This is a genomic window from [Bacillus] enclensis, assembly GCF_001456935.1.
Lineage (GTDB): Bacteria > Bacillota > Bacilli > Bacillales > Bacillaceae_B > Rossellomorea > Rossellomorea enclensis.
Window position 1 is genome coordinate 1,375,178 of sequence record NZ_KQ758482.1, and the last position, 13,769, is coordinate 1,388,946.

Below are 13,769 nucleotides of genomic sequence, written 5' to 3' on the forward strand. Positions count from 1 at the left end.
TTACACATAATTATTCCCCTTCTAATACCGCTGTTGATTTCCGTGCATGACTCCGCTTTCCGCGGGTAGCCCGTGAGCCTCCTGAACGAAACTTTCAAGAAACAGATTTTGGTTATGTTTTTAGGCAACCTTAATTAGAGAAGCTCTTTTTCACTTCTCAACTTATTTGATTCCATTCATCACCGCTATTGATTTCCGTGCAAAACTCCGCTTTCCGCGGGCGGTTGGTGAGCCTCCTCGGCTTCGCCTGCGGGGTCTCACCTAACACGCTTTTCCCGCAGGAGTCTACGTTTTGCACTCCAATCAATCGCTGGAAACGGCATTGAATATGGATAAGTTTACACATTTCCTTCCTGAATAAATGGATTGAAACTTATTATAGTTCTTTTTGATCCTCCTTTTTGTTTGATGGAATAGAAGGTAAGAACACCGCACGAAGGCAAAAATCTCTACTGCGGTTAGCACTCTGGTATTCGTGGGTTTTCACAGTTTATCTTTCCGTATAAAGGTCTAGTCCACTAACTCGGAACGTGAGTTAATCTATTTAGATATATCACACAGGAGGCACGTGGATTTTCCTTTCCGGTTTTACTCTTTTCCTTCGAGCCCTATTCTCAGGCTTCTATCAAATTTCGATTTTCATTTCCAATATGATTTCAAAACAAATCATCAATCATTAGGCGTTTGGAGAACTTTCAACTTCCTGCATAATGGCCCAAATAAAACCGGCTAACTCTCTCGCTACCGCCGTAATTGAACAGCCTCTCATAAAAAGAAAATTAAAAAGCCAGCTCCATATCCTCAATGGAACTGGCCATAATAATTATCTATGCCAATGATGACATGACGTTTTTTACGGAGTCGGCTGATTTGGCGAGGGCTGATTGTTCTTCTTCTGTGAGCTCTAGTTCGATTATTTTTTCGAGGCCGTTTCCTCCGAGGATGGTCGGCACTCCGAGGTAGATGCCTTCGAATCCGTATTCGCCTTCAAGGTACGCGATTGCCGGGATGACTCGTCGCTGGTCTTTCAGGATCGCTTCGACCATTTGAACGAGGGATGCGGCCGGGGCATAGTATGCAGACCCATTGCCCAGCAGGCCGACGATTTCGCCTCCGCCTTTACGTGTGCGTTCCACAATGGCCTCGAGGCGGTCTTTTGGAATCAAGGCCTCTAACGGGATTCCTCCTGCATAGGAATAACGGATCAACGGAACCATATCATCTCCATGTCCGCCAAGAACAAATCCAGTCACATCTTTCACGGACAGATTCAATTCCTGTGCGACGAATGTACGGAAACGGGCTGTGTCAAGGACACCGGACTGACCGATTACCCGTTCTTTCGGGAATCCTGATTCTTTGAAGACCGTATAAGTCATGGCATCGACCGGATTAGTCAATACGATGATATAGCAGTTTGGAGAATATTTGACAATTTGCTCTGTAACAGATTTCATGACTTTCTGGTTTGTCTGAACAAGGTCGTCACGGCTCATCCCGGGCTTGCGGGCAATTCCTGCAGTGATGACAACCACATCGGAGTCCTTTGTGTCTTCATAGTTTGATGTACCGATGATGTTTGCATCAAAGCCTTGAACCGGACTTGCTTCAAGCATATCGAGGGCTTTCCCTTTTGTAGGGTCTTCCATCTGGGGAATATCAACAAGTACCACATCTCCAAGCTCTTTTTGCGCCAGCATAAGTGCAGTCGTCGCACCTGTAAAACCTCCGCCGATCACTGAAACTTTTCTGCGTTTAATTGTCATAATGATTCCTCCTGTTCATCCTATGTATTTTATATAAGACAGAAGCATCCCTATGAAAGGAATGCTTCTGTTGTTTATATTATTCCATGTTTTCGATCAATGCAGTACCGAATTCAGAACATTTCACTTCAGTCGCACCATCCATCAGACGGGCAAAGTCATAAGTCACAACTTTAGAAGCGATTGTTTTTTCCATTGATTTAGTAATTAGATTAGCTGCTTCTGTCCATCCAAGGTGCTCAAGCATAAGCACTCCTGAAAGGATGACTGAAGAAGGGTTAACCTTATCCATTCCTGCATATTTAGGAGCAGTACCGTGAGTCGCTTCGAAAATGGCATGGCCGGACTCATAGTTGATGTTCGCTCCAGGCGCGATACCGATTCCGCCTACTTGTGCAGCAAGTGCATCAGAAATATAGTCTCCGTTCAGGTTCATTGTAGCAACGACATCGAACTCAGCCGGACGTGTAAGGATTTGTTGTAAGAAGATATCAGCGATTGAATCTTTGACGATGATCTTGCCTGCAGCCTCTGCTTCAGACTGTGCTTTGTTAGCTGCGTCAACGCCTTCAGCGTCTTTGATTTTATCGTATTGAGCCCAAGTGAATACTTTATCGCCGAATTCTTTCTCAGCAAGCTCGTACCCCCAATTTTTGAATGCACCTTCTGTGAACTTCATGATGTTCCCTTTGTGTACAAGCGTAACTGATTTACGGCCTTCAGTGATGGCATAATTAATGGCAGCACGGACAAGGCGGGATGTACCTTCTTCAGATACAGGCTTGATACCGATTCCGGATGTTTCAGGGAAACGGATTTTGTTTACGCCCATTTCGTCTTGAAGGAAGCTGATGAGTTTCTTCACTTCATCAGAACCACTCGCATATTCAATACCCGCATAGATATCTTCTGTATTTTCACGGAAGATGACCATATCTGTATCTTCAGGACGCTTTACAGGAGAAGGTACACCTTCGAAGTAGCGCACAGGACGCAGGCATGTGAAAAGGTCAAGCTCTTGACGAAGGGCAACGTTCAATGAACGGATTCCTCCTCCTACAGGAGTCGTAAGTGGTCCTTTGATGGCAATGAAATACTCACGGATTGCTTCAAGCGTATCATTTGGAAGCCATTCACCTGTTTTGTTGAATGCTTTTTCGCCGGCATAAACTTCTTTCCACTCGATTTTACGTTCGCCTTTGTAAGCTTTTTCTACTGACGCATCAAGTACGCGCTGAGCTGCAGCCCAGATATCAGGACCAGTACCGTCACCTTCGATAAACGGAACGATTGGATTATTCGGCACATTAAGCTGGCCGTTTTGGTTTGTAATTTTTTCACCTTGTGTCATTATGTAACCTCCATATTCATTCATTATCAAAGGGGATGACCGATAAGTGCCGCATGGCAGTCATCGTCATTCCCCTCCTTATTCATTACACCAATATTTTTACTATTTGTAAATATCGATGATTAACCTCTTTCATCAACGGGAACATATTCCTGTTTGCCAGGCCCGATATAATCGGCACGAGGACGGATTAAACGGTTGTTGGAATATTGCTCCAGGATATGAGCGAGCCAGCCGGATACACGGCTGACAGCAAAGATCGGTGTAAACAGGTCATGATCGATGCCGAGGCTGTGATAGACAGATGCTGAATAGAAATCAACATTTGGCGGAAGCCCTTTATTTGCTGTGAAGACTTCTTCGATCTTCGCAGACATTTCATAATATTTGCTTTCTCCTCTAAGCTCAGTCAGCTTTTTGGACATTTCTTTAAGATGCTTGGCGCGCGGGTCTCCCTGACGGTAAACACGGTGGCCGAAGCCCATGATCTTCTCTTTTTTCTCAAGCTTGTCCAGAATGTACGCTTCCGCATTCTCGACAGACCCCACTTCGGTAAGCATCTTCATAACCTGCTCGTTGGCTCCGCCGTGCAGCGGTCCTTTAAGTGCCCCGATTGCGGCAGTAACACCTGAGTACACGTCGGAAAGTGTGGCTACACATACACGTGCAGTGAATGTGGAAGCGTTTAACTCATGGTCCGCATGAAGGACGAGTGCCTTATTGAACGCTTCGATCTCGATCGGTTCAGGTTCTTTGCCTGTCAGCATGTACAGGAAGTTGGCAGCGAAACCAAGATCCTTACGTGGTGCAATCGGCTCCTGGCCGTTACGGATCCTTGCGAAGCTTGTTACAATCGTCGGGATCTTCGCTTGAAGGCGAACAGCTTTCATATAGTTCGCTTCTTCTTCCATCACGTCCGCCTGATCATCATATAAACCAAGCAAAGACACGGCTGAACGCAAAGCGGCCATAGGATGTACTTCCTTGATATTGTACATCTTGAAGTGATCAAGCACTTCCTGTGGAAGGGCCATATTGTCCGCGAGCTGATCTGTCAGCTCCTGCAGCTCCGATTTAGTTGGCAGCTTCAGATGCCACAGCAAATAGATTACCTCTTCGAAAGTGGCATTGTTGGTTAAGTCATCAATGTTATAGCCGACATATGTAAGAGTGTCGTCAATGATTGAACTGATGGATGAAGTAGTGGCTACAACACCTTCTAGTCCGCGAGTCGCTGTCATAATAATCTCTCCTTCTGAATGTATTTCCCTTTTACCCATTTTCATATGAGCATAAAACCCTGCACGAAAATTTGTAGCGGGCTTGTTTAAAATAAGTAAGTAAAATTACCTGTTGAGGGCATTTAAATCATTACATTTCCAATGTTGAGCGATTGCTCAATCCCTGCACAAAAAATGATTCCCTGTACGATAAAGACCAGCAGGGAAAACAGCGCTTGGGATGCGCTTACATTTTCTATTATAAACAATTATCTGACATTTGTGAACGAAAACGCTCGAATTTGTCTAAAATTATTTTACTAGAAAAATAAAACTTTCTGACTGTACCGGACTAAAACAATGAAAAAAGCTTTAAAAATCCTTTCTGTCTGCCGGTGTGAATAGTATGAAATTATTAAATTTAGAACTTTCTTTCATTTAATGACTCTTATAAAATAGGAAGTAATAGACAGGTCAGGGGGAACTCAGTTGAACTTGGAATATGTTTACAGAACCATCCGCTTTCTAATAGTGGTAAGCATCATCATCCTTTCTTTATTTGCTTTGTATTACATATGGAAACTTGCCTATCCGTTCGTCATTGCTGTCGGGATTGCCCTCTTGATCAATCCTTTCGTCAACTGGCTTGAATCCAAAGGCAGACTTCCGAGGGTGTGGGCGGTCGTCATATCCCTGTTTTTGATCATCGGGGCTTTTGCAGGTTTGATCACTTTGCTGATAGCAGAAATTGTATCAGGTGCAAACTACTTATCGGAAGTGCTGCCGGAACACGTACGCACACTGGTGACCTATGCAGAAAACTTCATTGTGGGCCAAGTGATGCCTTTTTACCACCAGATCGCCGGACTTTTCAAAAACCTTGATGCAGGACAGCAGAATACTATACTCGAAAACATTGAAACTGCCGGCAGTAAAATCGCCCAGTCGGCTGGGGATTTTCTTCAGAACTTCTTCCAGAGGCTGCCTCAGCTTATTTCCTGGATCCCGAATGCCGCATCTGTTCTCGTATTTTCGGCACTGGCAACCTTCTTCATCAGTAAAGACTGGTACAAACTGTCTGGCAAAGCCGAAAAATTCGTTCCCGGCAGGGCAATGGAGAGCGGAAGGACGGTATTCATCGATCTGAAAAAAGCTTTGTTCGGCTTCATCAGGGCCCAGTTCACACTGATTTCGATAACGGCTATCATCGTATTGGTCGGACTGCTCATTCTTCGTGTCGACTACGCCATAACCATCGCCCTCGTAAGCGGTCTGGTTGATATCCTTCCGTATCTCGGGACTGGCGCGGTGTTCGTGCCCTGGATCGCTTATGAATTCATTACAGGGGATGTAGGCCTTGGCATCGGTCTTTCCGTGTTATACGCAGTCGTCGTCGTTCAGCGGCAGATCATGGAACCGAAAGTGCTGTCCTCAAGCATCGGTCTTGATCCTCTTGCTACACTGATCGCTCTGTTCGTCGGTTTCAAACTGATTGGTTTCCTCGGATTGATCGTGGGTCCGGTCGTACTGGTGATTCTTTCAACATTAAGACGTGCAGGTGTTTTTGAAGATGCTTGGAAGTTTATTATGGGTGAAAAATAAAAGAAGCACCGTTTCGGTAAAAAACCGGAACGGTGCTTTTTTATTATCGATAAATGATCAGGTTGCCGTTATTGAACCATTTTTTAAAGAGTTTGTAAATGAGAGGCTTGAACAATTTCCTGGTCGGGGGCAGCAGCAATAGGAATCCGGTTGCATCCGTAATGAAGCCCGGCGTCAATAACAATACGCCGCCTACAAGGATGCAGAGACCGTCGATGATCACATCCCCGGGGAATTGGGCATACTGCATGTCTTCCCTTGCCCTCCTGATTGTTTCGAGGCCTTGTTTTTTTGCCAGATAAGCACCAGCGACCCCGGTTGCAATGATCATCAACACGGTGGGCAGCACGCCGATTGTCTGACCGGCAAGAATAAGGATCCCGATTTCCAAAGCGGGCACGATGATTAAAAACGGCAGGATATATCTCATGAGGAATTCCTCCATTTATTTACGACTTGTCCCTTTATTATAACATATAGAAACTTGGGTGGCAGTATTCCGGTTGATTGAGGATTCTGGCTTGTCGTCCACTTAAAGAGAGGTTTGCTTCAAGGTGGAGTTTAAGCCGGAGAGAGGGTGAATCTACTTGAGAAAATAAAGAATTTAGTCGTTTCCGAGCGAAATCAGCTTTTTTATCGGAAGATGGGCATGTGATAAGTGAGAACAGATAAAATCCACTCCGGGTTGGTGATTGAGTATGTGACGGTGAAGGGAATCAAAGTCCCTTCACCGCCAGGAAATAAAAAAACCGGAGCCCCTTAAAGGGACTCCAGCCTGTATTTTAATGATTATAATACACTAGCATGACCATTATAAATCACGCCGCGGGTTGCATCGACTGTTACTTCCTGCCCATCTCTGAACAGGGATGTGGCGTTATCCACACCGACCACTACAGGGATTCCGAGGTTGATCCCCACTACTGCTGCGTGGCTTGTCAAGCCGCCTTCCTCGACGATCAGTGCAGAGCACTTCTCCAGGGCAGGCATCATCTCTTTGTCAGTTCCGATGGTCACAAGGACTGAACCCTGTTCGACCTTTTCCACTGCTTCCTGGGCGTTTAAAGCGACGACTGCTTTACCGTAAGCAGATTTACGTCCGATTCCCTGTCCTTTGGCGAGGATATCCCCTACTACATGGATTTTCATCAGGTTGGTTGTGCCTGTTTCACCAATTGGAACACCTGCAGTGATGACAATCAGGTCGCCGTGTTTTGTCATGCCGGAATTCACGCTTTCTTCGACCGCCATATCAAGCATCTCATCTGTCGTGGATACTCTGCGTCCGACAGTAGGGTATACTCCCCATACCAGTGCCAATCTTCTTGAAACAGATTCAGAGCCCGTGACAGCTACGATCGGGGCTTTCGGGCGGTATTTAGAAATCATGCGTGCTGTATGACCGCTTTCTGTAGGTGCCACGATTGCGTTGACATCCAGGTTGATGGCCGTGTGCGCCACTGATTGTCCGATTGCATCGGTCATATTATGATCACTTTCTTTGCTGCGGGCTGAAAGGATCTCGTTGAAGTCCAGTGCGGTTTCCGCTTTAAAAGCAATATTGTGCATGGTTTGAACAGCTTCCACTGGATAAGTACCTGCAGCCGTTTCACCTGAAAGCATGATGGCATCCGTTCCGTCAAAGATCGCGTTTGCCACGTCACTTGCTTCCGCTCTCGTTGGTCTTGGGTTTCTCTGCATTGAATCAAGCATTTGAGTAGCCGTGATGACTGGCTTCCCTTGTGAGTTGCATTTCTTGATCAGCTGCTTTTGGACAAGCGGCACTTCTTCTGCCGGGATTTCCACTCCAAGATCACCACGTGCAACCATCAGGCCGTCGGATACTTCAAGGATTTCATCGATATTGTCTACACCCTCTTGGTTTTCAATCTTAGGGATGATTTGAATATGAGGTGCATGATGCTCCTCCAATAACTGACGGATTTCCAGTACATCAGACGCACGGCGTACGAATGAAGCAGCAATGAAATCAACATCCTGCTGGATACCGAAAATGATATCCTTCGCATCTTTATCCGTGATCCCAGGCAGGTTAACGGAAACGCCTGGTACGTTCACACCTTTTTTATTTTTCAGCATTCCGCTGTTTGAAACGACTGTATGGATTTCTCCATTTGCTTTATCGATTTCAGTTACTTCGAGTCCGATGAGTCCGTCATCCAAAAGGATTTTTGATCCTGTATCTACGTCGTCGATCAATCCTTCGTATGTAACGGAGAATTTCTCAGGCGTACCTAAAACCTCTTTCATGGACACAATCACGGATGCTCCCTGCTGAAGTTCAAATCCATCATTCTCCATATTATTCGTACGGATTTCAGGGCCTTTTGTATCTAACAGGATCCCGACAGTCTTACCTGCTTTTGCTGCTGCTTCACGGATGTTCTTGATACGCTGGCCATGCTCCTCATGATCCCCATGGGAGAAGTTTAGGCGGGCGACATTCATCCCGGCATCGATCAGTTGAGATAACTTTTCGATACTTTCACTGGCTGGGCCAATGGTACATACAATTTTTGCTTTTCTCATTATCTTTACCTCCTGAATGTTCAGCGATTATTATATTGACAGCTCTTTTGATAGGCGGTACATATCCAAGTCGATCTTGTGAGGCTTGGCTAGTGCTTCAATGATATCATAATCGACGAGTTCATTCTTTTCGATTCCAACTGCTCTTCCGCCTTTTCCAGCCATTAACAGTTCGACGGCACGCGCACCCAGACGGCTCGCCAGTACACGGTCTGAAGCTGTCGGGGTTCCCCCGCGCTGAATATGTCCAAGCACAGAAACCCTGGTATCCATTCCTGTTGCTTCAGTAAAACGGTTCGCAAATTCGTTTCCGGACATGACGCCTTCAGCAACGATGATGACACTGTGTTTCTTACCGCGTTCCTGACCCTTTGTCAATCGGCTGACGATATCATCCATGTCAAACTTTTCTTCTGGAATGATAACGGTCTCTGCTCCGCCTGCAAGTCCTGACCATAGGGCAATATCCCCTGCATTGCGGCCCATCACTTCAATGATGAATGTTCGTTCATGGGAAGTGGCCGTATCACGGATTTTATCAATCGCATCAATTACAGTGTTCAACGCTGTATCAAAACCGATCGTGAATTCCGTACCCGGGATGTCATTATCGATCGTACCCGGTACACCGACACATGGATAACCCCATTCTGTCAACGCTTTGGCTCCTTGATAAGAGCCGTCTCCGCCGATTACGACAAGGCCTTCGATGCCATGTTTTTCAAGCTGCTGAATCCCTTTTTGCTGGCCTTCTTTTGTTTTGAATTCCTCACAGCGGGCGGTGTAAAGCATCGTTCCGCCGCGGTGGATGATATCCCCCACTGAACCAAGTTCCAGCTTCTTGATGTTTCCATTGATCAATCCATTGTATCCCTGATAGATGCCATACACTTCAACGCCTTGAAAAATAGCTTTACGTACGACGGCACGTACAGCGGCATTCATGCCCGGAGAATCTCCGCCACTTGTCAGTACTCCTATTTTTTTCACTTTCATCACCTCATGAAGATATATTTATATGTAAAAATGTTTAAAGAAAATTTGTTAATGGTTTCACATATTTTCAGTGAATCGCATTTTATCCTCTCTATTCTACCCATTTATTATGGACTAATAGACCATTGATTATTTCTAAAATAACACGAAGAGTAAAGCTTCTCAACAAGTTCCCCCCGGTAAGACCAATAGACGAAATTATCTATTAACTGAAAGCGTTTCAATTGTTAAAAAATTCAAAAACACCTGCATCCTTCAAATAAAAGGACTGACAAAAGGCAGAATCCTATTTGTCAGTCCAGTGGTTACCTTATGATTTTACCCCAACAACATCATTTAAAACAGAAAAATCACCGATCGCTTTAAATTTCTCATAGCGATGCTGAATTAATTCTTCATGACTCATCGGGATGAGTTCTTTCAACGATTGTTTCAATACGTCCTTCATGAGGTGAGCCTGTTCTTCTATATCCTTGTGTGCCCCGCCCTTCACTTCGGTAATGATCTCATCGATGATTCCGAGCTCTTTAAGGTCGGGTGCCGTGATCTTCATGGATTCCGCAGCTCTCTTTGCCTGAGTGGAATCTTTCCATAGCAGGGCTGCAGCTCCTTCCGGAGAAATGACTGAGTACGTGGAGTTTTCAAGCATATGAATGTGATTTCCCACACCCAAGGCCAATGCTCCACCGCTTCCTCCTTCTCCGATAACGATGCATACAACTGGCACGGTCAGACCCGCCATTTCAACCAGATTCCTGGCAATGGCTTCACTCTGCCCCCGTTCTTCGGCTGCTTTACCTGGATAAGCGCCTTTTGTATCGATGAAACAAACAATCGGGCGATTGAACTTTTCAGCCTGCTTCATCAGCCTCAATGCTTTCCGGTAGCCTTCAGGGTGCGGCATACCGAAATTTCTGCGGATATTTTCTTTCGTGTCTTTCCCGCGCTGGTGGCCGATTACAGTTACCGGTACGCCGTCGAATTTGGCAAGCCCTGATACAATCGCATCGTCATCACCGTAAAGCCGGTCTCCATGCATTTCCATAAAATCTGTAAACAGGCAGCGAATATAATCCAGGGTCGTCGGGCGGTTGGGGTGACGTGCAACCTGGACCCTTTCCCACGGCTTCATGTTTTCATAGATATCATTTTCGAGCTTCTTCAACCGCGTTTCCAGTTTTTCAATTTCCTTTGATAAATCCACTTCCGAATTCTGAGTGAACTCTTTAAGCTCTGCAATCTTCTTTTTCAATTCAACTACAGGCTTTTCAAATTCCATCTCATTTACCATGGCAGATCACCGTCCCATTGATGTATATCTAGTACCAGTCCGATCTTCTCCTTCATTTCCATCCTCGAGATGACTTCATCAAGCTGGCCGTGCTTGAGAAGGAACTCTGCTGTCTGGAAATCTTCCGGAAGATCTTCCCGGATGGTTTGTTCAATGATCCTTCTTCCAGCAAATCCGATCAATGCACCTGGCTCTGCAAAATTATAATCACCTACAGAAGCAAAGCTTGCCGATACCCCTCCGGTTGTTGGATGGGTCATGACTGAAATGAAGAGACCTCCATTATCACTGAATCGTTTAAGGGCGACGCTTGTTTTGGCCATTTGCATAAGGGAAAGTACACCTTCCTGCATACGTGCCCCGCCTGATGCCGTAAAAATGATGAATGGCACTTTTCGTTTGTCGGCTTCTTCGACCGCTCTCGTAATCTTCTCACCGACCACGGATCCCATACTTCCCATCCGGAACCTGGAATCCATGACGGCAACGACGATATCGATGCCGTTTACTTTCCCTGTTCCCGTGAGCACCGCTTCATTCAGCCCTGTCTTTTTCCGGTCTTTTTCCACTTTATCAAGGTATTCAGGAAAACCGAGGGGATTCACCGAGACAAGGCCTGCATCGATTTCTTCGAATGTCCCTTCATCGATGAAGCTGTCCACCCTCTCCATCGAGCTCATGCCGTGATGGTATCCGCAATGAATGCATACTTTTAAATTTTTCTGCAATTCCTTCGTATACATGATTTTTTTACAATCGGGACATTTGGTCATGATTCCTTCAGGAACATCCTGTTTGGCTGCCTCGGAAGGAATCGTTGCATATTTTTTCTTTTTGGGTTTATTGGATTTATTGAAAAGATCCTTAAGCAAGGTGAAACCTCCTTAACTAATTACAATCGCCTTTTGTATTCGTATTCTTTAGATGATAGAAATATATAAGTTCAGTGAGCAAGATGAATGTGGAGACTGCCTGTCTATCAGTTTAACTGATAGCCTTATAAAAAGATGTTGGAATTTGTCAGCTCCCAGTCGCTGATTTCCGAAATCTGCCTGTAAGCAGTCTGCACCAATTCTTTATCCTGGTTTTCTAATCCTTGAAGCAGGTTCAAAAGCTTTTCTTTTATCTCAGGTGTTATCTTTTTTTCACCGATGATGAAAGTCTCGTAATCATTCAGGACGTTCCAGATTCGATGGGAAAGATAGTTGTTGCTCAGGAGAATGAGTTCCTCCACGATCTCCCTCCATGTAAGAGTCCCGTTGTCTTCTTTTACAAGGGTCTCGATTGCAGATATATCGAGCTTTTGGCAGAAGATTGTACGAAGGGCTTCTTTTTCAATCATCGTTTTTGTGCATTTGATATCTTCCTTGGCCTTTTGGTCCTGGAGGATGAACATCCCGAGCAGGTCGATCAGATGATGGTCCCTGAAATCACGGAGGAATGTCCCTTCTCCCCTTCTGGTTTCAATCAGCCCTAAAAGTTCCAAGGCTCTCAATGCTTCCCTCACGGAAGAACGGCCTACGTTCAATCTCTCTGAAAGTTCTCTTTCCGAGGGGATTTTATCCCCCTTCTTGAGGCCGTCATTTGATATCATTTCTCTGAGTTGGTGAACAATTCCAATATATACTTTCGATTGGGAATGGAGAGAGTTCACTTTCGTCATCATTCACCTTTCCCGATGACCGCTAATTCTTCTGTCTTTTTACGGATTTCTTCGGGATCGACCTTTAATCGGGCAACTCCCGTTTCCATTGCCGTCTTTGCCACTGCGGCTGCGACAGCAGGTGCCACGCGCTTGTCAAATGGACGCGGGATGACGTAATCCGCATTCAATTCGTCTTCACTGATCAAATCAGCAATCGCTTCTACCGCGGCTTGTTTCATTTTTTCGTTGATATGTGTAGCACGTACATCCAAAGCTCCGCGGAAAATCCCAGGGAAGGCGAGTACATTGTTCACCTGGTTTGGAAAATCTGAACGGCCTGTACCAATCACTTTAGCACCCGCAGATTTAGCCAGTTCAGGCATGATTTCAGGTACCGGATTCGCCATCGCAAAGATGATCGGATCCTCTTTCATCGATGAGACCATTTCTTCGGTCAATGCACCGGCGACAGAGACACCGATGAAGACGTCGGCATCTTTTAATACGTCCCCAAGGCCGCCTTCAAGACGTTCACGATTCGTGAATTTTGCCACTTCATCTTTGATTGCATTCATTCCTTGTGAGCGGCCCTCAAAGATCGCCCCTTTAGAATCACACATAATGATATCCCTTACACCGTAGCGGTAAAGCAGTTTGATGATGGCAATACCCGCTGCCCCTGCACCATTGGCCACGACTTTGATTTCAGACATTTTCTTGCCGACGATTTTCAGCGCGTTTACAAGCCCGGCTACCGTTACGATGGCAGTGCCGTGCTGATCGTCATGGAAAATCGGGATGTTCGTTTCTTTTTTAAGGCGTTCTTCTATTTCAAAGCAGTTCGGAGCAGCGATATCTTCCAAGTTCACTCCGCCGAATGTCGGTTCAAGCAGCTTGACCGTTTCAACGATCTTGTCCACATCCGTTGTATTCAAACAGATAGGAAATGCGTCGACGCCTGCGAAACTCTTAAATAGAACAGCTTTTCCTTCCATTACAGGAAGTGAAGCTTCAGGACCGATGTTCCCAAGCCCAAGCACAGCCGTCCCGTCTGACACGACTGCGACCATATTCCCCTTCATCGTATAATCATAGACCGTTTCCGGCTTGTCATATATCACCTTGCATGGTTCTGCCACTCCTGGTGAGTAGGCAAGACTTAAGTCTTCTGCATTTCTTACCTCAACTTTGGATTTCGATTCCAGTTTCCCCTTGTTCACTCGATGCATATGCAATGCTTCTTCGCGTAATGACAAAATCATTCACTCCTTCTCAAGTTCCGTGTTTTCATATGTTTAATCAATTCATCAATGGTTATGTCATTCTGCCTCATATTAAACCCCAGTGG

The 13,769-nt window shown here is 45.5% G+C and carries 11 protein-coding genes; 1 reads left to right on the forward strand and 10 read right to left on the reverse strand.

The features are described 5' to 3' along the window. Positions 1-827 precede the first annotated feature (827 nt). The 3 genes from mdh to citZ form a co-directional block, all read right to left on the reverse strand. Positions 828-1,766: a malate dehydrogenase gene (mdh, locus tag AS034_RS06890; RefSeq protein WP_058297951.1), complete on the reverse strand. Its 939-nt coding sequence runs from the start codon at positions 1,764-1,766 to the stop codon at positions 828-830. Positions 1,767-1,845: 79 nt separating this feature from the next. Next, positions 1,846-3,117: an NADP-dependent isocitrate dehydrogenase gene (icd, locus tag AS034_RS06895; protein ID WP_032087368.1), complete on the reverse strand. Its 1,272-nt coding sequence runs from the start codon at positions 3,115-3,117 to the stop codon at positions 1,846-1,848. A gap of 122 nt (positions 3,118-3,239) precedes the next feature. After that, on the reverse strand, positions 3,240-4,358 hold the full coding sequence (gene citZ / locus AS034_RS06900; protein ID WP_032087367.1) for a citrate synthase: 1,119 nt from the start codon (positions 4,356-4,358) through the stop codon (positions 3,240-3,242). Positions 4,359-4,826: 468 nt separating this feature from the next. On the opposite strand from citZ, the gene ytvI reads away from it, so the two are divergent. Then, on the forward strand, positions 4,827-5,939 hold the full coding sequence (ytvI, locus tag AS034_RS06905; protein ID WP_058297952.1) for a sporulation integral membrane protein YtvI: 1,113 nt from the start codon (positions 4,827-4,829) through the stop codon (positions 5,937-5,939). A gap of 43 nt (positions 5,940-5,982) precedes the next feature. On the opposite strand, the gene AS034_RS06910 is transcribed toward ytvI, so the two are convergent. The 7 genes from AS034_RS06910 to ystJ form a co-directional block, all read right to left on the reverse strand. Continuing rightward, positions 5,983-6,369: an FxsA family protein gene (locus tag AS034_RS06910; protein ID WP_032087365.1), complete on the reverse strand. Its 387-nt coding sequence runs from the start codon at positions 6,367-6,369 to the stop codon at positions 5,983-5,985. Between the two features lie 359 nt (positions 6,370-6,728). After that, complete coding sequence (pyk, locus tag AS034_RS06915; RefSeq protein ID WP_058297953.1) at positions 6,729-8,489, reverse strand: pyruvate kinase; 1,761 nt, start codon at positions 8,487-8,489, stop codon at positions 6,729-6,731. Between the two features lie 30 nt (positions 8,490-8,519). Further along, positions 8,520-9,479: a 6-phosphofructokinase gene (pfkA, locus tag AS034_RS06920; protein ID WP_032087363.1), complete on the reverse strand. Its 960-nt coding sequence runs from the start codon at positions 9,477-9,479 to the stop codon at positions 8,520-8,522. A gap of 316 nt (positions 9,480-9,795) precedes the next feature. After that, positions 9,796-10,776: an acetyl-CoA carboxylase carboxyl transferase subunit alpha gene (gene accA, locus AS034_RS06925; protein WP_058297954.1), complete on the reverse strand. Its 981-nt coding sequence runs from the start codon at positions 10,774-10,776 to the stop codon at positions 9,796-9,798. Next, positions 10,770-11,648 carry an acetyl-CoA carboxylase, carboxyltransferase subunit beta gene (gene accD, locus AS034_RS06930; protein ID WP_032087361.1) on the reverse strand — a complete coding sequence of 293 codons (879 nt, stop codon included), beginning with the start codon at positions 11,646-11,648 and terminating at the stop codon, positions 10,770-10,772. Before accD ends, accA begins: the two co-directional genes overlap by 7 nt. 125 nt (positions 11,649-11,773) lie before the next feature. Next, complete coding sequence (locus AS034_RS06935; protein ID WP_052011495.1) at positions 11,774-12,439, reverse strand: FadR/GntR family transcriptional regulator; 666 nt, start codon at positions 12,437-12,439, stop codon at positions 11,774-11,776. Next, the gene (ystJ, locus tag AS034_RS06940; RefSeq protein ID WP_032087360.1) at positions 12,439-13,677 is read right to left on the reverse strand and encodes an NADP-dependent malic enzyme; all 1,239 of its coding nucleotides are present in this window, start codon (positions 13,675-13,677) and stop codon (positions 12,439-12,441) included. The genes AS034_RS06935 and ystJ overlap by 1 nt, the downstream gene beginning before the upstream one ends. Positions 13,678-13,769: the final 92 nt, after the last annotated feature.